The sequence below is a fragment of the Paenibacillus sp. SER-28 genome (assembly GCF_052906305.1).
Window position 1 is genome coordinate 421,798 of record NZ_JBRECM010000003.1, and the last position, 20,063, is coordinate 441,860.

Sequence of the window (20,063 nt, forward strand, 5' to 3'; positions counted from 1 at the left end):
GAACTCTGAGTTTAAGTTTTGTTTAAAAAACGGATTCGGGTCCCGGCTGATGAACTGATAATCTCCCTCTCCAAATTCATTTCGCGAGCCAGCAGTTCTGTAATCGCCAAACCAATCCCGGCTCCTTTTTCACTGGACTGTTGCTCCATACCGGGCCCTTTATCTGTGATAATCAATGCCTCTGTCCCATTATCTTTCTGTACTTGAACACCGATATATCGGCCTGAGGCAGCATGGCGAACTACATTTTGAAAGAGATTGTCCAGCAGACGACGGAAGCCTTGCTCATCCACATTCCACACCATACTATGCTCGGGCAGGTCGATATCCACTTCAAAACCCTCCTTTTCCCACACCGGATACCAGCTGGCTACACACTCCCGCACTAGCCGCAGGATATCACGCGGTGTGTTATTCATAGTGTATTTCCCACTAGCTAGCAGATTATAGGTGAGCAGATTGTCGATCAGACTCCCAAGGTCTTTTAGCTTGTTTTCCATCAGTGTAATCGACTGTTTCCCTCTGCTGCTCAGATTTTCACCATCTAGTGTATATAGATGGCTGCGCACGACCGTAAGCGGCGTCCGAATATCGTGTGACAGATCCGCGACCAGTCTCTTCCGTAGCTCTTCCTCCTGACGCTCACGTCCCCGACTCTCTGCCAACTGCTCGACCATCTGATTAAATGCTTCTTCCAGCTTGCCGATTTCATCCGGGCGTCCAGTGGCAACAAGAATAGGCAAGCCATCCTCTCCTCGCTGCGACATGGCGGCCTGAAGCTGCAACAATCTACGCCGAATGCCTCCAAAAAACAGAAGAGATACGAATATAAAAGCGCCCAGAATCAATACGATAAAAAAGAGATAGTACATCAACATGCTACTATCTGTAGTTGGCTGTTCAAAGAACGAACGAGGCACTTTTAACACCATATAGCCCTGATTCACATCATTCTTGCCCCCGCCAATAAAGGCTACTACCGTAAACGGCCCCTCATAGCTCGCTTGTTTCATAAAAGCTATAGCCTGTGCAGCGTTCCATTGTTTTGGCATGTTAGGTTGTGTCGGTATCTCCAACCTTGTTTTACCTGCGGTATCCACCCAAAATATTTGTGAGTTAGGGAACATATCTTGTTGTATTTTGCGCAGATGAGCTGAGATTTGCTCTGGTGTGGCTCCCTTCAAGGCTACAGCTTCGCGATGCCAGCTATTTTCGGTATGGGTAGCAGAGGGGTAGTAATCATTTTCAGGCTTGAGCTCCGACCCCCAATTCAATAACACGCTGTATATCAAGGCTGTAGCAGGCAACACAATGGGCAACAGCATCATAGCAAACACAATAATGACCAGATAACGGAACAACAGTGAACTGCGAAACCGACCTCCCTGACCCGGCCTAGAGCTGGGGTGCAGCCTCCTCCAATTCTTGCGCGTCCTGCTCATTATGCTTTCACCCGATATCCTACACCACGGATCGTCTCAATGATGCGAGGTGACGCAGGATCAATCTCCAGCTTTTCGCGAAGGTGTCGGATGTGGACCATTAAGGTTTTGTCTCCGTCGATATATGGATCTCCCCACACCGCTTCATACATTTGCTCTTTTGTCATAATTTGGCCCAAATGCCGCAGCAAATAAGCAAAAATGTGATATTGCTTGCCTGTCAGTGTAATTTCCTCCCCTGTATCACGGTTCACAATACGGTTATCAGGAGAGAACACAGATAGATGCCCCAGTTGTAAAGATTCTTCGGGCACGGTTCCCGAGCGGCGCAGCAAAATCTCTATACGTGCTATGAGCTCATCCGGGTGAAAGGGCTTGGTTACATAATCGTCGGCGAAATCCAGTCCTTGCAGCTTATCGTCAATGGATGTACGGGCAGACAACATGAGAATGGGAAGCTCCGGGTACTCTTTCTTCAGCCGCTTCCCCATGGTGAATCCATCCAGACCGGGTAACATCACATCCAAAATCACGAGTTGGCACGTACGGGCTGCTTCCACAGCCCCATCCCCGCTGCGAAGCCAGGTTACAGCGTAATTCCGCTCTTCCAAATACTGATGCGTCCAAGCACCAATATCCTGGTCATCTTCGATGTATAGCACATTTGTTTTCATAATAGACACCTACTTATCGTTTTTCTTTTATGTAATGGGCATTATAGCATTTATGGTACATGACCCACTTAAAAAGGTTAATAACTACCTTATACGACATACGCTTCACATTTTCAAATTTGAATGCTCGTGAAAAAAGGAGGACTACCCGATGCTGCTAGAAGCGATATACCATCACCCGAAACGAAATTGGGCTTTTGGTTATAATGATGAAACGATATTTCTACGGCTACGTGCGAAGAAAAATGACCTAAATACCGTTCATGCTCTCACCGGAGATAAATACGATTGGGACCGCACCCGACAGCTTGTCCCGATGTCCAAATTCGCTACCGATAGCAGGTTTGATTACTATGAATGCAGCGTAAAACCTACTCACCGTCGGCTGAAATATGGATTTTTGCTAGAAGACGGTGAGGAACGTATTTGGATGAACGAGGACGACTTCACCACCCAGGAACCCCAAAATGCAGATAAACTGTTCCAATATCCGTTTTTGAACCCGATTGATATTCTGAAGCCACCTGCATGGGTGAAGGATGCTGTATTTTATCAGATTTTCCCGGAACGTTTTGCAAACGGTGACCCCTCTATCAGCCCAGAAGGTGCAGAGACATGGGGCGGAACACCACAAAGAGACAATTTTTTCGGTGGTGATCTTCAGGGGATTCTGGATCACCTGGATCACCTGAACGAGCTAGGGATTAACGCCATATATATGACTCCTGTGTTCAAGGCGACGACCAATCATAAATACGATACAGAGGATTATATGGAGGTGGACCCCCATTTTGGGGACAAAAAAACATTAAAAAAACTGGTCGATGCCTGCAACGACCGAGGAATTCGGGTGCTGCTTGATGCGGTGTTCAACCATTCAGGGCGTACGTTTAAACCGTTCGTTGACGTGCAAGAAAAAGGCGAAGCCTCGCCTTACAAGGACTGGTTCCATGTACATAGCTTTCCCCTGGAAGTGGTGGATGGCACACCGACGTATGATACATTCGGGTTGGAACCGATGATGCCCAAGCTGAACACCGAACATCCTGAGGTGAAAAAGTACCTGCTGGATGTAGCAAAGCATTGGATCGAAGAAATCGGTATCGATGGTTGGCGGTTGGATGTGGCAGACGAGGTGGATCACGCCTTTTGGCGGGAATTCCGCACTACGGTCAAGCAGGCCAATCCAGATGCGTACATTTTGGGTGAAATGTGGAATGAATCATCTGAGTGGCTTCAGGGGGATCAGTTCGATGCGACGATGAATTATCCGTTCACCTACGCGGTGAATGATTTTTTCGTCAAAAAAGTGACCGATGCTCAAAGCTTTGCCTTCGCCATCGGAAGACAGCTGGCCCGCTATCCACAGCAAGCATCCGAGGTTGCCTTCAATCTGCTGGATAGCCACGACACACCGCGCCTGCTGACACTGTGCGGGGATGACAAGCGGCTGATGCGACTGGCCGCCCTGTTCCAGTTTACGTACATGGGCGCACCCTGCATCTATTATGGCGATGAGATCGGCCTGGATGGAGATGCCGATCCAGGCTGCCGCAAATGTATGGAGTGGGACACCGACAAACAGGACCGCGAGCTGTTCGACTTTTACCACGAGCTGATCGCGCTTCGTAAGGGGCACCCGGCCCTCCGTGATCAGGGAAGCATCACCTTTTTGGAGGCACAGCCAGAGGGCACCTCACTTGCCTATGAGCGCCGCAGCGAGGAAGAAGTGCTGCTCGTGCTGCTCAACCGTTCCGATGAGGATCACGTTTTTGAATTGGACATTCCTGAGCAGGAATGGCAATTAGCCTTTGGCGAAAGCCAGTGGTCCGTTAGAGAGAAGGGGCTGCTTGCCAAGCTTCCACCCTACGGATACGCTGTACTGAAGGCAGCACCTGCTCAGTCAGTAAAACCTGCTTAAGATGGTGGTGTCAAGACGAGAAGAAAAGCATAAGCCTCCATAGGCGGATGCTGATGAAAGTACCTGCCGAATAACGGCAAAAAAGCGAGACCACCAGGAACAAGATAGTTAACTTGTTCCTGGTGGTCTTTTTACGTTGAATATGAGCTTCTATCCAAGTCGATTATTTGTTTTTAACATCTGTTCTTACTACCCCAACATCCGAAGCATTGATCGAAATGGGGTTACCGCCTTGTCCTGTCTGAGCTGAAGAAGGTGCTACCTGAGCCAGTACAGCAGTTTACGCAGGTAGCGTCTGTGTTTTCAATTGCACGTACAACTGGTGCGTCACCTGCTGCGGCTCAATACCCAACTCATCTTCTAGTATTCCGACGAAGCTTTCATAATGCTTTTGGGCAGCAGTATAATCGCCCAGTTGGGCATAGGCGGTCAGCAGCAGACTGCAGATATCGTCTGAGTACGGCTCCCGTTGCTGTAGGCTGAGTAAGCGCTGAACAGACTGCCGGGTACGACCTGAGCGAAGCTCTTCTCTCGCCAGCTCAGAAGAACATGCCAGATACATATTGCGCAGCTTCTCCCTTTTTGCATATGCCCACGGGTAATCGTGCTCCTCCAGATAGTTGCCACGGTATAGTGCCAACAGGCTCTCAATACGCGGCTTACCGCCGCTACCGGATGCAGCCCATTCGGATATTCCCCGCTCGAATAGCTCCACATCTGTAATCCAGCCATTGCGGTTCAAGCGGTAGCGATCCAGATTATATTCCAGCTTCGTATCTTGCATCCGTTCTTTCAACGCCTTGCGGATTTGGTAAATGGATGTGTGCAGGTGAACAACAGCCTTGTCCAAATGATATTCAGGCCACAGCGCATCCAGCAATTGTTCTTTGCTCACCCATTCCCCTTCATGGTGTAATAAGAAGGAAAATAGCTCCTGTGACTTTAATGTGCGCCATTTGAATGGTTTCGCACCTACGGCTTCCTGTCCATCCTCCAAAATTTCAAGTTTTTGAAAACAACGTACCTTGGGGGATTGCTCTGCTGAAGCTCCCAAACTAGAAGAACGGGGATCAGCCAGCGTGGCTGCAATCCGATCTAACGTTTTGGATAGCCGCCGGGCATGAACGGGCTTTAACAAGTAATCCAGTGCTTGCAGCTCGAACGCTTCAATAGCATATTCCGAGTACGCGGTCACAAAGACGATATGAATATGAGAATCTAGCTGTTGAATCCACTCGGCGGCCTCCAGACCATTCATCTCTGGCATTCCGATATCTATAAAAACAATATCCGCACGTTCTGCCGCCAGATGATCCAGCCCCACTTGTGCAGACGTATATTTGCCCATTACCGTTAACCGTCCGTCCGCCTCCAGCAACCGTTCCAAGTAGGTTAATGCCGACCTCTCATCATCAATCAAAATCGCCTTCATTTGTGTCCGTACTCCCTTCCTGCTGCAACCATTTATCATGATGTTCTATTTACATGCTATCTGCTTTATCCATACGATTTTTAATTTCTTATATTTTATATATCGTATCATTGCGGGTGTGACTTTAGCTTTTCCGACAAATGTACTGTACTTTTTTTATTCATCGGTATTCCGGGGCGAGATCGTTTCCGGCACACGGAAGCTTACCGTCGTCCCTTGCATAGGATTACTTTCAATTCGCAATCCTTCTCCATACATATGGATAAGACGGCGATGGATATTACGCAGTCCCACGCTGGAAGATACATGATCCTCCGACAGCAGCTGTTCCAGTCGATCGGACGGAATCCCTACGCCGTCATCGGTCACGCTGACCACAAAATCGGTTCCATCCTCCTGCACAACCACTCGCACGGTTCCACCTGTTGCCCGTTGCATCACACCATGCCGTATCGCATTTTCCACGATGGGCTGAATGCTTAATGGCGGGATGAGAGACCGGATGTTCCTTCCTACCTCTACGGTCACCTGCAAACGTTCTTCAAATCGTGCTTTTTCCAGTGCCACATACGATTCTACCAATTCCAACTCCTTGGATAATGGCACCGTATTCTCCCTGTTCTGAAAATCAAAACTGCCCCGCAAATACTGACTCAGCTCCATGAGTAGCTCCGCTGCTTTGTCCGGGTCTACGGCTACAGTCGAAACAATGACATTCAAGGCATTGTACAGAAAATGCGGCTTGATTTGTGCCTGTAAAAAGGCCATTTCCGAACGCACCGCTTCCTCCGCCGAATGACGCATGTTCAACAGCGTGCGCACACGCGCCTTTAATTCCTCAGCATCAACAGGCTTACGTAGAAAATCATTAGCTCCCGCCATAAAACCTGCGCGGATATCCCCGGGCAGGTCGCGTGCCGTCAGCAGCAACACCGGTAGCTCGGACAGGGAATACCGTTCCCGTATCCGTCGGCACAGCTCAATACCGGACATTTCCGGCATCATCCAATCCGTAATGACTAGGTCAAATCGGGAACGGCCATTCAGCATGTGAAGTGCCTCCTCGGCATGATCCACCGCCACCACGCTACAACCTGTGGTATACAATAGCTCCTCCAGCACCCGAAGATTAACCGCATCATCATCTACAGCCAGCACTTTGTAAGGAACAGTCTGAACTTGCCCCAGTGCATCCTCTTCATGCGGAATCACATTCCGACCCGACGTCACACCAGGCTGCAATATAACCGCAGACGAAACATCTTTTTGAGCTTCATGTGCCAACGTTCCGGTCTGCGCTAAGGGCAGTGTAAAATAAAAGGTCGAACCCTTGCCCAATCTAGATTCTACCCGGATATGACCACCATGCAGCTCCACCAGACGACGGACTATGCCTAATCCAAGCCCTGTTCCACTGTATCCTTCATCCTCAGCATTCGCCCCTCGGTTAAACGGTTCAAATATATGCGAAAGATGCTCCTGGGCAATACCGGGCCCGGTATCCTTCACACTGATTTCCATTTCACGGTTCCCCGCTTTGGCAGAGATTACAATTTCGCCTTCCTCCGTAAATTTCACCGCATTACCCAACAAATTGTACAAAATCTGAATCAGCCGATCCTCATCCGCATCCACCTTGGGCAACGAATTGGGCAATTCTTTGACAAATTGAATCTTTTTCTTACCCACTGTATGACCCAATACCTCCAACACGGACTTCACAGCTGCCTGTACATTGACAGGCCGACGATTTAAGGCTAATCTGCCATTTTTCAAATTAGAAAAATCCAGAATATCGTTAATTAAATACGAAAGTCTGCGTCCTATATTCGCAATCAAGACCAAGTTGTGCTTTTGCGGCTCATTGAATTGTGTCCCGTAGCGGTCTAGCATGGATTGAGCGATATTAATGACTCCATGCAGAGGAGTGCGCAGTTCATGTGACGTATTGGCCAGAAATTCATCTTTTAACCCATCCAGTGTTAGCAACCGTCGTGACAGGTTCTCAACCTCCATAAACGAATGTACAAAACGTTTGGCCAGCAGGAGCGTTTGAGCCAATACGAATATGAGCATTTCATAGGCTGTCACCCCACGCACATCTCCCCAGCCCAGAATATACACAAAATTAGTCACTACAATCATAAGAATGCTCATAATACTAATGACTAGCAGTGCAGCGTCATCCGTCCGTTGAAGAAGCCCACGAATCAAGATCAGTAATACATATCCCACACTGACTACACCAAAAAGAAGAATAAATGCTTCAAAGGATGAGAGTACCAATGTAGGCAGAAATAGCCCCATACCCAGCATCAGTGCGGTTGTAATATTATAGAGGCGCAGCACGAGCCGATTCATAACAATCTGCGTCGAAAGATGAACATAGTGGATCAGAAAATAGTAGAACAGGGTTGACGAGAACGACTGTATTTTCAGTATCCATTCATAAGGTAAGTCCGGTATTCCCCAAGCCAGCAGCTTTTCTCCATGTGTCAGAATATAAAATAAAGCCGCGATACAAAAGCATCCTAAGTAAAGCAATGCCTTCTCCTTTTTACGTAAAAGGTATAGCATGATAAAAAATACGGTAGGAATAAAAAATCCTGCTATCAGTATGGTGTCCTCTGCCATTGCAACTTCCCGGCTATGCGTAATACTCTCGTAATCCCCAAATAACAGTGGATAAATGATTCCACCGGAGGAGTAGCTATAATTAGCCACATGCACGGTAATATCAGCCGAATGTCCATCTATCGCTGCAAATCCAACATAGGGAACATTGCCCTGCTTGCCCTTGTCGGCAGAAACAGAGGGAATACCACTTGCTCCCACGTTTTCTCCGTCAATCCATACTTGACTGGCGCTGCGAATGTTTTGCATATAGATGCCGTACAGATTTTCCGCTTTTTCAGGCAACAGCACACGGATATGATAGGTTCCATATCCGGTCGCCTGTCCCTTAGGCATCCACTGATTCCATTTACCAGGCACATCCACAATCTTGGCAGAAGAACTCGTTTCCAGCCTCAACTCTGAAGAACTCTGATGATTTTCCCAATCCTTATCTTGTTGCATTTCATGAAAGGATGAAGGTTGCACAAGCTGATTGGGGTAAAATTCCCACTCCCCTCCCAGCTGTACAGGGCCTTCCTTTTCAGGGTCCCAATTACGCAAATCAATAACACCGTTGTGTGCTTTCCAATGACTGTTTCCGGATAAAACACCCGACACTAACGGATACACCGGCAACGCAACCGCAAGCAGAAGTATAATAAAAAATAAACCCCCCTGTTTTTTCATAAATCCCCCGCTCTTTTCAATATCGTCTATCTTTTAGTATCGGTTATTCTAACCAGCTGTATTAGAAGCGCTGCCCATGCAAAAAGGGACGCCCGCCGCAGACAAAAATCTGTGCGGAATCGTCCCCTTTTATACACCCTTGTACTTCCTGCATTTCCCTTATTAAGGAATCATGCCTTCATCATTACCACCGCCAGGAATCGAGCCTGAATCGTCACCGCTGCCACCGCTTGGTGGTATTACTCCTCCACTGCTGTCGCCGCTTCCTGTTCCGCTGTTGTCGCTTGGTGGTGTTGCTCCACCGCTGCTGTCGCCGCTTCCTGTTCCGCTGCTATCGCTCGGTGGTGTTGCTCCTCCAATGCTGTCACCGCTTCCTGTTCCGCTGCTATCGCTTGGCGGCGTTGCTCCTCCGCTGCTGTCGCCGCTTCCTGTTCCGCTGCTATCGCTTGGTGGTGTTGCTCCTCCGCTGCTGTCACTGCTTCCTGTTCCGCTGCTTTGTTGCTGGCTGGCTATAAAATCTTTATACTCCTGAATCGCATCTTCCAGATTCATATAATTTTTCTTGATTTCCGGCATAGGATAATACTGGTCCAGACGATTGTATGCATCCACTACTCTGTGAAAGTAGACCGTCGTAGGATCTGTACCATTTACTGTAAGCAGATTGTTCGCAATGTTCTTGAGCTCATTGATATCAAGATCAGTTACGATCCATTTGGATTGGTAGTTCGAAAGTGCTGTAATCAAATCTGTGTTAGCCCGGTCTACCTGAAGCTGTGTAATATCCGGAGTATTAAGCACAAGGCTTGCCTGATTAATTTGCCCTTGAAGTTCTTCGTTATCTTGTTGGGTATAATGACGGCCAAACGTCTGAACTTCATTATTAGCTATACTTATGTTGAAATTTAAGAACATGGTATCCACTGCTATTGGTGCAGCATACTGGCTCTGTACCTGTTGCAACTCCTCGTATACAGGAACCACGTCTTGCAATTCAAAGCTAGGCAAACCTAAGAAGATGGAGGCATGCTCTGAAGCAGAAGACAAGGCTTGCTGGGCTTCAGCGCTTAATGAGCCTGAATTTTGCACCAAAATTCCATTGATCGATGCCTGCATTTCAATGATTTCGTGTCTCAATTGTAGCCTTTTCTCGTTATATTTTTCAATATAGTTCCCTTTAGCCTGACTTAATTGATTATAAGAGATCACCAATTGCTCCTCAGGAGTAAACGGCATCATGAGTGCAAAGTTGGCTTGTTCTGCTAGTTGCTCTAAAGGGAGCATTTCCGTATTCAAATAATTACGAGCGATAGGGTCAGACAGCAGTTTTAGATGAACGTCATGAACCAGCTGTTGCAGTTTTTCCCGAGTTGTAGCAGGCACTGGTGCAGTGAATTCCGCAAGCCTTTGACTCAGCTCCATGTTCAAGTTCAATACATCCAGCTGCGTCATAGCGGTGTGCATCTTCTCTGTATATTCCTGAATGAGGTTGCCCAGTTCGGCATTTTGAGCGCTACTCTGATCGTAGATAACCTGCGCTTCTTGTAAAGTATTTTTAAGCACTGAGAAGTCCACTGTTTGCAGTACCAAGAATGATTCTGTGGTAGCTTCTATTTTTTGTGTCCATTCGTCCAACTGCTCCGTTGTAGTTAATGGATTCACATATACGCTTAATCCTTCCCTCACTAAGGACTTATAACGCGCTTTATCTGTGTTCAAATTCTCCACACGATCCGTTACATCGAGAAAATGCAGATAGGCATCTCTCAGTTTTACTGATGCATTGTAGACTTCAATTACTCGACGCAGGCTTACTACTTCCCGATCCACTATATTTTGGGGCGCATTCCCTTCTAACACATTATTGCCAAATTGAATTGCTTGACTTAATGAATCATCCCAAAGAGGTGGGAATTCGTCGCTAACCATTCGATTTTGCTCAAGGGTAGTCGAAGCTACCTGAATCAGTCTAACTAATTCCTGTGTTCCAATCACCGGTTCTGTGGCTGAATCTGTGTACACAGAAACTTCCTGTTTCAATGTGCTGAGCGCTTGATCTACCTCTGCCTGTGTAGCTGTAGTATTGTTGAGTACCAGCGTAGCCTGATGGATTGCTGCCGACAGGCTTTCCTTCGCCGTAGCCGGGTAGAGTGCCTGATCCGGTCCACCCTCACCTGTACGATCCAGCAGATCTTTGGCTGCATGGACTTCTGCCTCCAGCTGACTGCGGTCTACGTTGACAATATCACTGTTGTGTTTTTTCTTATCTTTGCTCTCTGTTTCCGTGACAACTGATCCAGTAGAGGACGAGTTCCTCGTGCCATTCACGAGACTAACAGCTTCTTTCATCGCATCATAGTTAATGATAACATCCTGCGGCTGTTTTTGTTCCGGCAGGTTAAGCTGGTTGATTGTAGCTCCCTTAGCCAGCGTAATAAAAGGAACGCCCACATATTGTGATGCATCCAGCAAACCAATACTGCCGCTAACCAACAGCTTGCCCAGTCCCTGTTGCAACGAAACGCGGCTAATCGCGGCATTTCCCTCGGTCACGATCGATGCATCATTTTTCAGCGTCAGGTTGTCGATCTTCGTCGTCCCGGTTGCTGTCAGCTTTGCATCCTTAGAGCCCAGCTCCACACCAGACCATGCCGTATTTTCCAAAATGGCCGATACAGGCTGAGTCCCTGAGCCTTTGATTTCTAATACGCCTGTGGAGGACATGTTTTTCAAGGTTACCGAACCATTGACGATCAGGCGTCCATCAAAAGACACACCCTTACCGTCAAATACGCCGCCGTCTGCGTTAATTTCCAGCTTATTCACACCTGTCAGTGTACGCAAATTACGGTTAAGGTCGAATTTTGCCCCTTTTAATACAGCTTTGTTATTTTCACCGAACAAACCTTGCAAAGACCCTTCTAACTGGTAAGGGATATTTCCGATTCGAACGGTATTGCCCTCTGATTTCACTTCTCCTACCGGATGATCCAGCAGGCTGACGAATACTTCCGCACCACTCTCCCGGTTCAATGGATTTTTCAAATCCGTTGTAGAAGCATCCTCTGATAACAGACCATAAGAGCGGGCAACTTGAACTGCATTTTGCTGTGCATTCGCTGTGCCGGCATCCTGTAAGTCCATTGCACGTACTAGCGATACGATCAGTTCTTCCTTGGTAATGGCATCCCCCGGACGGAACAGTTCCCCGTTACCTGTCATATACCCGGCTGCACGTACAGCCTCAATATAGGGAGCGCCCCATGCATCGGACGATACATCCATAAAAGAGGTCTGCGACTGGTTGTTAACTTCCAACTGGAACAGACTGCACAAAATTTTAGCCGCTTCTGCACGGGTCAAATTTTTTTGTGCCATAAAATCGCCCTGATTACCGCCTGTCATCAAACCCAAGGTGCGAGCTTGTGCTACAAATCCAGTTTCGCTTTGCGTATCTGCTGTCGCTGCATAAGCAGTCTGGACGCCGCCTACCCAAGGCAGAGATACGATTGAACCTGAAGCAATACCCAATACCATCGCAGATGCAATCCATTTATTCCGATTTACAAGTTTCAACATTTCCACTCCTAGACACTATTTATTGGCATATATCCTGTTATATCAAAGGCTTTAGTCATGTTTAGTTCTACGATTTATGCAACCAAGGAACTATGCTAAGAGAAGTATACGAAACCCCACTGAACCGATTCTGAACAATTAGACCTATACGAATCATTCTGGAGCAAAATTGCTTGACTTGGAGTGAACTCCAAATGTAATAATATCCGGTGTAAGTAGCTGGAGTAGACTACATTTGAAGAAAACAATATCTAGGAAAGCGAGGTATAATCAAATGGACTATGTGAAACTTGGAAATACCGGCTTGGATGTATCCCGGCTTTGTCTTGGGTGTATGGGCTTTGGGGTTGCAGAACGGTGGATTCACCCATGGATACTAGATGAAGAGCGCAGTCGTCCCATTATAAAAAATGCCCTGGAGCTAGGTATTAATTTTTTTGATACCGCGAATGTATATTCAGATGGAACTAGCGAAGAAATTGTTGGACGGGCTTTAAAGGATTATGCGAATCGAGATGAAATTGTCCTCGCGACAAAGGTTCATTTCCGTATGCATCAAGGCCCGAATGGTGCGGGACTTTCCCGAAAGGCTATCATGAGTGAAATAGATAAGAGCCTTAAGCGACTGGGGACAGATTATGTGGATCTGTACCAAATCCATCGCTGGGATTACAATACCCCTATTGAAGAGACGATGGAAGCATTACATGATGTTGTGAAGGCCGGGAAGGCAAGATATATTGGTGCTTCTGCTATGTACGCATGGCAGTTTCTAAAGGCGTTACATGTCGCTGAAAAGAATGGATGGACCCGATTTGTATCAATGCAGAATCATTTAAATCTCTTATATCGTGAAGAGGAGAGAGAGATGCTGCCGCTTTGTAAGGAAGAAAAAATCGGTGTGATTCCATACAGCCCGCTTGCAGGTGGAAGATTGACGCGTGATGTGCAGGAAACAACACATCGTTCCGAAACCGATCAGGTTGCGAAATCTAAATACGATGCGACTGCCGATACCGATCGATTGATCGTGGAGCAGGTTGCGGCCATCGCAGAAAAACGTGGAGTTCCTCGCGTTCAAATCGCACTTGCCTGGTTGCTACAGAAAGAACCGGTAACAGCTCCCATTATCGGTGCTACGAAAACGTCTCATCTCGAAGATGCAGTAGCTGCTCTTTCGATTACGTTAACACCTGAAGAAATTGCATTGCTGGAAGAGCCGTATGTTCCTCATCCGGTTGTTGGCGCTCAGTAAATATGGATGAAATGACAGTTTCGAAATAAGAAACGACAAGAACGCCCTATCCATTTACATAGGGCGTTTCTTGATCAGAAATCAGGAGGTGAAGTCTGCATGTTGATCGCAGAAGTAAGCAAAAAATTTGAACTATCTCAGGATACACTCCGCTATTATGAACGCATCGGACTTATTCCGCGTGTGAACCGTAATAAAAGTGGCATCAGGGATTACACGGAAGAAGATTGCAGATGGGTTGAATATATTAAATGTATGCGAGGCGTAGGACTTCCCATTGAAATTTTGATTGAGTATGTTAGGTTATTCCAGCAAGGTGATGAAACGATGAATGCTAGAAAAGAACTCCTAATAGAGCAGCGCAAGCAGCTCATTGCAAAAATGAAAGATATGGAAAATGTGTTGGAACGCATGGATTATAAAATTACAAGCTATGAACAGACAATAGGTGAAAAAGAAAAACATCTAATTTAGCCCCTGCGTGCTTTGCGGGAGAGCAGATTCCCCAAGGACTGAACACCTTGTACAAACAAGACTAGAATGATGACGGTAATCAGCATAACCAGCGTATCAAAACGTTGATAGCCATATGCGATCGCCAGATCGCCAATTCCTCCTCCGCCGACCGCACCAGCCATAGCAGTAGCACCAATCAGACCAATAGCTGCTGTCGTTAACGACAAAATCAGAGAACTGAATGCCTCAGGAAGCAAAAAGTATCGAATGACCTGGAACGGGGTCGCCCCCATCGCATCTGCTGCCTCCAATATCCCCGGATTCACCTCCAACAGCGAGTTTTCGACCAGCCTTCCGATATATGGCGCAATATATATAATCAAGGGGACAATTGCTGCGCTGGTCCCAATGGATGAATTCACAATCAGACGGGTTAACGGAATGATCGCAATCAGCAAGATAATAAACGGTAAGGAACGAACAATGTTAATGATCGGATTCAAAATATTGTGCAGCCATTTGTTCTCCAGAATTCCGCCCGGACGGGTGATGACGAGTAAAATACCGATAGGGATACCGATCAGGGCGCCAATGAATAATGATATGCTGACCATAAGCACGGATTCATACAAAGCTTCCCACAGTTGATCCCAGGTGATCGTGGTTCCTGTAATCATCATAGACTCTCTACCTCCTGAATATGGACTCCTTTGCTCTTGAGAAAGTCAACAGCCTGCTGAACGGCATGCTGTCCACCGCGCAGTTGGATCGTCATATAGCCAATTGTCGTTTCTTGAATCTCCGTCATGTTGGCAAACAAAATGTTCACGTGGATATCATGCTGCCGAATCAATTCATGAACCACCGGATCAGAAGCAACCTGCCCTATAAACTCCAGCTTGTATATTCGCTGTGATTCTTGCTGTTCGAACGTTTGCAGCACACTCTCGGGTACCGTATCGTGAATGACCGTGCGTACAAAGCTCTGCGTCGTCGGGTGCTGCGGCTGCCCGAATACCTCCAGGACATTGCCCTGCTCGATGATTTCCCCCTTTTCCATTACGGCTACCTTGTTGCAAATCCGCTGAATCACCGACATTTCATGGGTGATGATCAAAATGGTGATCTTGTATTCCTTATTGATTTTACGAAGCAAGTCGAGAATTGACTGTGTGGTCTGCGGATCAAGTGCCGAGGTTGCCTCATCACAGAGCAAAATGGACGGGTTACTCGCAAGCGCCCGTGCAATCCCCACACGCTGCTTTTGTCCGCCGGAAAGCTCGCTGGGGTAGCTATTCGCCTTGTCCGACAATCCTATGAACGCCAAGAGCTCTTTTACACGCCCCTCTATTTCCCGTTTGTTGCGCTTAAGCAGCACCAACGGAATTGCAATGTTGTCGAACACTGTTTTCGATTCCAGCAGATTAAAATGCTGAAAGATCATTCCGATCTTCTTCCTTACCTTTCTCAGCCCAGAGGTCGAATAGGTATTTAACTGTTCCCCCTCCACAAGAACCTCTCCGGTAGTTACTTTCTCCAGACGGTTGACCAAGCGGATCAGCGTACTTTTCCCTGCGCCACTGAATCCGATAAATCCGAAAATATCTCCTTTATCCACTTTGATATTTATATTTTTTAACGCTTCAATACTTAGACCTTTTCTCACATAGGTTTTGGATACATTCCTAAGTTCAATCATGAGTCCTAACTCCTTCCGTTCTCACAAGTATGTAAGATGTTCTAAGCTGATTGCTTTTCTTTGGCATGAACGATCGAATTAAATCCGAGTATTCTAGTAAGTTTTATAAAGTATACTACTTCGATTTAATATTCATGTCAATATGTGTTTTGAGTCTGGTTAGTTCACGTCCTTGCATAAATCAGCATGATATTGCAAATGGTATGAAATATGCCGAAGCATACACACCTTGCCCGAACGGGACGGAAGCGGAGGAAGATAGATGAAGCGAATATTTACCTTGTGGCTATGCATTGCAGTTATAGGGATGTTGACGGTTACGGCAAAACCCGCATGGGCTACTCAGACTGTTGACGGACAGCCTTATCATTTTGGGTTCAAAAAAAGTAAGGGAGGGGAGCTGCCTTCCATCGCACAAGAAGGCTTTATGCAACTAATCGAAAGACAAGGTGGCATCTTTCTGGGGGATACGACTAAAAAAGAACTATTTCTCACTTTCGACAACGGCTATGAGAATGGGTATACTCCCAAAGTGCTGGATGTATTGAAGGCCAAAAAGGTTCCAGCCGCCTTTTTTGTGACAGGGCATTTTGTAAAAGACCAGCCTGATTTGATGCGACGCATGGCCAGTGAGGGTCATATTATCGGAAACCATTCATGGAGCCATCCTGATATGAGCACCATTTCTTCGACAGAGATCCGGTCTGAACTAGATCGGGTACGAAATGCATCGGCAGAGCTAACCGGGCAAAAAGAAATGAAATACGTCCGGCCACCTCGCGGCATTTTTAGTGAAAAAGCATTGGCTTCCTGTCGAGAAGCCGGATATACGAGCGTATTCTGGTCCGTGGCTTACAAGGACTGGGACACAAATATCCATCAAGGAACGGACTATGCCTATCGTCAAGTGATTGGTCAGCTCCACCCTGGTGCGGTCATTCTGCTCCACTCCGTATCCAAGGACAATGCCGAGGCGCTTGGTTCCATCATCGACGAGGCTCGCAAGCAAGGGTATGAGTTTAAAAGTCTAGACGACCTTAAGGTAAAACATTATCACTAAATAGTAATTGAATTTAATGAGTCGATGCGTTATCAGCCCGATCCACACCTGCCCATGGTAGCCAGTGTGAATCGGGCTTTTTAGTTTACGACCAAGAAAGGGAAGGTCACTCTATGAACCTTCCCTTCCTTTTACCATTCTAAAGATAGTAACGCCTATTGCATGGTTAGCTTATACACCCTGGCTTCATAAGGGCGCAGCTTCAAGGCATGCAGTTGTTCCCCTTGAACCGGCTTGTAGTTGGACAGCAGCAGCTCCGCCTTAGCGACAGGAAAGTCCTCCTCGGGCCAGTGGTACACCGGATCACGGTCAAAGAAATTCAAAATGACGAGCAAACGCTCTTCTCCCAGCATACGAGTGAATACATACAGCTCCGTATCCAGCGGCAACAGCAGCTTGTATTCGCCATAGACTATGACCTCATGTTGTTTACGCAGAGCAATCAACTTGCGATAATAGTGGAAAATCGAGTCTGGATTACTTCTTTCTGCCTCTGCATTAATGTGCGTGTAGTTATTATTAATCTTCATCCACGGCTCCCCATCGGTAAATCCGGCTGAAGGTCCAGCATTCCATTGCATGGGAGTACGCGCATTATCCCGACTTTTCCGCCAGATCTCTGCCATAATCTGTTCCTCAGACTCACCTATCTTCCGTTGTTGCTCATAATAATTCAACGTTTCCACATCCCGATAATCATCAATGGACGGGAATGCAATATTCGTCATCCCAATTTCCTCACCCTGATAAATATAAGGCGTACCCTCTAGCATATGCGTGAAGGTTGCCAGCATTTTGGCCGACTCCACACGATATTGTCCATCATTCGCAAATCGCGAGAGGGCCCGCGGCTGATCATGATTGTTCAGATAATTGGCATTCCATCCTTCCTCATGAAGCACTGTCTGCCAGCTGCTCATTATTTTTTTCAGCTCCACCAGTGTCCACGGCTTAGATTTCCATTTTTCCGTCCCCAGCCCTTGGGCATCAATAAACATGTGTTCAAACTGGAAAACCATATTCAGCTCATGCCGCTGGTCCCCCACATAATCAAGTGCCTGTTCCGGTCCTAAACCAGACGTTTCGCCAACTGTCATTAAGGGATAACGCTCCAGTAATTTTTCATTCAGCATCCGTAGAAGTACATGTACCTGTTCTAGATTGGAAAAGAGCTGATAGGCACGTACCAAGGTTCGTTTGTCAGGATTATCGGCATCCGGCAGCCCTTCGGCTTTGACAATATGGGCAATGGCGTCAAAACGGAAGCCATCGACTCCCTTTTTCAGCCACCATTCCACCATACGGTAGAGTTCGCTCACCATCTCTTCATTTTCCCAGTTCAGATCTGGCTGATGCTCGGAATACAGATGCATGTAATATTCGTCTGTAAGCTTGTCATATTTCCACACTGAACCGGAAAAATACGATTCCCAGTTGTTCGGATATCCGCCATTTTTGCCTGTTCGCCATATGTAGTAGTCCCGCTTCGGATTATCCTTGGACGAGCGTGACTCCGTAAACCACGGATGCTCATCCGATGTATGGTTTAATACCAAATCCATCATGATTTTGATGCCTCGTTCATGCGCCTGGTGAAGCAGTTCGTCAAAATCCTCCATTGTTCCAAACTCATCCATAATGGCATAATAATCACTAATATCATATCCGTTATCGTGATTGGGCGATTTATATACCGGACAAATCCAGATTACATCAATACCCAGCTCACACAAATAATCCAGCCTGGACAAAATACCTCGTAAGTCCCCTTTACCGTCTCCGTCAGAATCCTGAAAACTGATCGGGTAAATCTGATATACAACGGCTTCCTTCCACCATATTTTTCTAGGCATGTTTCCCTCCTGTAGCTTCTCTGTACATCCAATAGCTTATGCTCTTAACATACACGCAATACCTGTCTGCGAATCGTTAGTGAAGGGGAACTAGAGTCTTGTAAGCTTGCTTCCATGCATCAGCAGAGCCGCTATAACCTACGGAGGTTTATTTTAAAAAAATATTTTGCAAAACAGGTTGTAAAAGTGTATCTGGCGTTACCTATATTTATGAACTGCCCATATACATGTACCCAAAGCGGTGCCATTTTTGAATAAAAGGAGGAATTGACATGAACCATCGACCCAAGGAGCCAAAGGATCTGATTGTGGAAACTGCTGTGATCCCGCCCAATATCCATGTGGATGTGGAGTCAGCCAATGAGGGGGGAACACGCCGCCTGATGCTTAGCGATAATCCGGAGACGCTTACCCATGTGACGGTACCTACCGAGCAAGCCACCCTGTGGCATGACGTGGTACGCACGACAACCCGAACGGTCAAGCATCGCATTTTCGGCTGGCATTATAACAAAATCGGCAGCGCTGTTAAACTGGGCATCACCGTAGAGAACAGAAGCGCTGCTAAACTAGAAGTACGTCATATTGAACGTGCCCTTAAGATTGTGCCTGAGGATGGCAACTGGATTATAGATGTCGGGCAGTCTATTGCCAAAAGCTGTTTGGCGGGTACGATGGAACGTCTGAAGCCAGCAGACCGTCATAAATTCAGCAAAGGCATCGCCCTGCTGGAGGAATTTGAGCTGCCCGAAGGATCGCTGGCCGGATTCATCTATGACCTCACAGTAGAATTTGCTGAAGGTCACGGTACGCTGGATTATGTGATTCGCACCGTGATCAGCAAGGATACGCAGACCGATCTGCGCCAGATTCATATGGATGCGCTTCCTCCCGTACCTCCACCCCAGGCGCATCCACGAGGGGTGTGGTCCTTTTCCGAAACGAATGCGCGGATGCCAGAGTACGTGGTGGGGCAGAGCGCCAACTATCGGGCGTGTGCCACCAAAAAGCTGAACGGCGAGACTCCTGCCGATCTGCTGTTTATTGGGGCACGCAGCGAGCTGGGGCCTGCGCTAGATAATCGCGGACAATTCGGAACCATATACAACGCGACCATTCCCATCGTTAATGACAGTGACGAGGTACGTATCGTACGAATCTACGCCAATCCACGTGGGGGTGCGTTCGCCGGATCTGTACGTGTGGATGATCGTGTATATGGTATTCCTCTGCTACGAGATAATACCAAGGTATGCCGATTGGCTGATATCAGCGTCCCTCCCGGCAGATCCAGCTATGATCTGAGCTTCATGGTCGCCGGCAGTGCAACTACGCCGCTAGGTCTGTACGTCATTACACTATAGCTGTGCTCACGATGACTGGATGAGC

At 47.1% G+C, this 20,063-nt stretch carries 13 protein-coding genes; 5 read left to right on the forward strand and 8 right to left on the reverse strand.

What is annotated here, in order from left to right:
- Window positions 1-11 precede the first annotated feature (11 nt).
- Together ACUYLD_RS12160 and ACUYLD_RS12165 are read right to left on the reverse strand one after the other, a co-directional pair.
- Window positions 12-1,442, reverse strand: coding sequence for a sensor histidine kinase (locus ACUYLD_RS12160; RefSeq protein WP_446675136.1), 1,431 nt, complete (start codon window positions 1,440-1,442; stop codon window positions 12-14).
- Complete coding sequence (locus tag ACUYLD_RS12165; RefSeq protein WP_446675137.1) at window positions 1,442-2,116, reverse strand: response regulator transcription factor; 675 nt, start codon at window positions 2,114-2,116, stop codon at window positions 1,442-1,444. The genes ACUYLD_RS12160 and ACUYLD_RS12165 overlap by 1 nt, the downstream gene beginning before the upstream one ends.
- A 151-nt stretch (window positions 2,117-2,267) precedes the next feature.
- On the opposite strand from ACUYLD_RS12165, the gene ACUYLD_RS12170 reads away from it, so the two are divergent.
- Window positions 2,268-4,037: an alpha-glycosidase gene (locus ACUYLD_RS12170; RefSeq protein ID WP_446675138.1), complete on the forward strand. Its 1,770-nt coding sequence runs from the start codon at window positions 2,268-2,270 to the stop codon at window positions 4,035-4,037.
- 280 nt (window positions 4,038-4,317) lie between these two features.
- Here ACUYLD_RS12170 and ACUYLD_RS12175 read toward each other — a convergent pair whose 3' ends face one another.
- From ACUYLD_RS12175 to ACUYLD_RS12185, 3 genes are all read right to left on the reverse strand, one after another.
- The gene (locus ACUYLD_RS12175) at window positions 4,318-5,469 is read right to left on the reverse strand and encodes a response regulator (RefSeq protein WP_446675139.1); all 1,152 of its coding nucleotides are present in this window, start codon (window positions 5,467-5,469) and stop codon (window positions 4,318-4,320) included.
- 156 nt (window positions 5,470-5,625) lie between these two features.
- Window positions 5,626-8,772 carry an ATP-binding protein gene (locus tag ACUYLD_RS12180; RefSeq protein WP_446675140.1) on the reverse strand — a complete coding sequence of 1,049 codons (3,147 nt, stop codon included), beginning with the start codon at window positions 8,770-8,772 and terminating at the stop codon, window positions 5,626-5,628.
- Between the two features lie 162 nt (window positions 8,773-8,934).
- Window positions 8,935-12,351: an S-layer homology domain-containing protein gene (locus ACUYLD_RS12185; protein WP_446675141.1), complete on the reverse strand. Its 3,417-nt coding sequence runs from the start codon at window positions 12,349-12,351 to the stop codon at window positions 8,935-8,937.
- A 274-nt stretch (window positions 12,352-12,625) separates the two neighbouring features.
- On the opposite strand from ACUYLD_RS12185, the gene ACUYLD_RS12190 reads away from it, so the two are divergent.
- On the forward strand, window positions 12,626-13,606 hold the full coding sequence (locus ACUYLD_RS12190; RefSeq protein ID WP_028541203.1) for an aldo/keto reductase: 981 nt from the start codon (window positions 12,626-12,628) through the stop codon (window positions 13,604-13,606).
- A gap of 99 nt (window positions 13,607-13,705) precedes the next feature.
- Complete coding sequence (locus tag ACUYLD_RS12195; protein WP_025722906.1) at window positions 13,706-14,080, forward strand: MerR family transcriptional regulator; 375 nt, start codon at window positions 13,706-13,708, stop codon at window positions 14,078-14,080.
- Here ACUYLD_RS12195 and ACUYLD_RS12200 read toward each other — a convergent pair.
- Together ACUYLD_RS12200 and ACUYLD_RS12205 are read right to left on the reverse strand one after the other, a co-directional pair.
- Window positions 14,077-14,742, reverse strand: coding sequence for a methionine ABC transporter permease (locus tag ACUYLD_RS12200; RefSeq protein ID WP_446675142.1), 666 nt, complete (start codon window positions 14,740-14,742; stop codon window positions 14,077-14,079). The genes ACUYLD_RS12195 and ACUYLD_RS12200 overlap by 4 nt on opposite strands.
- Complete coding sequence (locus ACUYLD_RS12205) at window positions 14,739-15,761, reverse strand: methionine ABC transporter ATP-binding protein (RefSeq protein ID WP_446675143.1); 1,023 nt, start codon at window positions 15,759-15,761, stop codon at window positions 14,739-14,741. The genes ACUYLD_RS12200 and ACUYLD_RS12205 overlap by 4 nt, the downstream gene beginning before the upstream one ends.
- A gap of 262 nt (window positions 15,762-16,023) precedes the next feature.
- Between ACUYLD_RS12205 and pdaA the strand changes: the two genes are divergently transcribed.
- Window positions 16,024-16,821, forward strand: coding sequence for a delta-lactam-biosynthetic de-N-acetylase (gene pdaA / locus ACUYLD_RS12210; RefSeq protein WP_446675144.1), 798 nt, complete (start codon window positions 16,024-16,026; stop codon window positions 16,819-16,821).
- A gap of 155 nt (window positions 16,822-16,976) precedes the next feature.
- On the opposite strand, the gene ACUYLD_RS12215 is transcribed toward pdaA, so the two are convergent.
- Entirely contained in the window at window positions 16,977-18,674 is a 1,698-nt protein-coding gene (locus tag ACUYLD_RS12215) for a glycoside hydrolase family 13 protein (RefSeq protein ID WP_446675145.1), read from the reverse strand.
- A gap of 272 nt (window positions 18,675-18,946) precedes the next feature.
- Here ACUYLD_RS12215 and ACUYLD_RS12220 point away from each other — a divergent pair, with 272 nt between their 5' ends.
- Window positions 18,947-20,038, forward strand: coding sequence for a hypothetical protein (locus tag ACUYLD_RS12220; RefSeq protein WP_446675146.1), 1,092 nt, complete (start codon window positions 18,947-18,949; stop codon window positions 20,036-20,038).
- The last annotated feature ends 25 nt before the right edge of the window (window positions 20,039-20,063 follow it).

What these genes read in the sequence shown, in the direction of transcription:
- ACUYLD_RS12215 (WP_446675145.1), bottom strand. Translation starts at nt 18,674, where the DNA reads ATGCCTAGAAAAATATGGTGGAAGGAAGCCGTTGTATATCAGATTTAC.
- ACUYLD_RS12165 (WP_446675137.1), bottom strand. Translation starts at nt 2,116, where the DNA reads ATGAAAACAAATGTGCTATACATCGAAGATGACCAGGATATTGGTGCT.
- ACUYLD_RS12185 (WP_446675141.1), bottom strand. Translation starts at nt 12,351, where the DNA reads ATGTTGAAACTTGTAAATCGGAATAAATGGATTGCATCTGCGATGGTA.
- ACUYLD_RS12175 (WP_446675139.1), bottom strand. Translation starts at nt 5,469, where the DNA reads ATGAAGGCGATTTTGATTGATGATGAGAGGTCGGCATTAACCTACTTG.
- ACUYLD_RS12160 (WP_446675136.1), bottom strand. Translation starts at nt 1,442, where the DNA reads ATGAGCAGGACGCGCAAGAATTGGAGGAGGCTGCACCCCAGCTCTAGG.
- ACUYLD_RS12190 (WP_028541203.1), top strand. Translation starts at nt 12,626, where the DNA reads ATGGACTATGTGAAACTTGGAAATACCGGCTTGGATGTATCCCGGCTT.
- ACUYLD_RS12180 (WP_446675140.1), bottom strand. Translation starts at nt 8,772, where the DNA reads ATGAAAAAACAGGGGGGTTTATTTTTTATTATACTTCTGCTTGCGGTT.
- ACUYLD_RS12205 (WP_446675143.1), bottom strand. Translation starts at nt 15,761, where the DNA reads ATGATTGAACTTAGGAATGTATCCAAAACCTATGTGAGAAAAGGTCTA.
- pdaA (WP_446675144.1), top strand. Translation starts at nt 16,024, where the DNA reads ATGAAGCGAATATTTACCTTGTGGCTATGCATTGCAGTTATAGGGATG.
- ACUYLD_RS12220 (WP_446675146.1), top strand. Translation starts at nt 18,947, where the DNA reads ATGAACCATCGACCCAAGGAGCCAAAGGATCTGATTGTGGAAACTGCT.
- ACUYLD_RS12170 (WP_446675138.1), top strand. Translation starts at nt 2,268, where the DNA reads ATGCTGCTAGAAGCGATATACCATCACCCGAAACGAAATTGGGCTTTT.
- ACUYLD_RS12195 (WP_025722906.1), top strand. Translation starts at nt 13,706, where the DNA reads ATGTTGATCGCAGAAGTAAGCAAAAAATTTGAACTATCTCAGGATACA.
- ACUYLD_RS12200 (WP_446675142.1), bottom strand. Translation starts at nt 14,742, where the DNA reads ATGATGATTACAGGAACCACGATCACCTGGGATCAACTGTGGGAAGCT.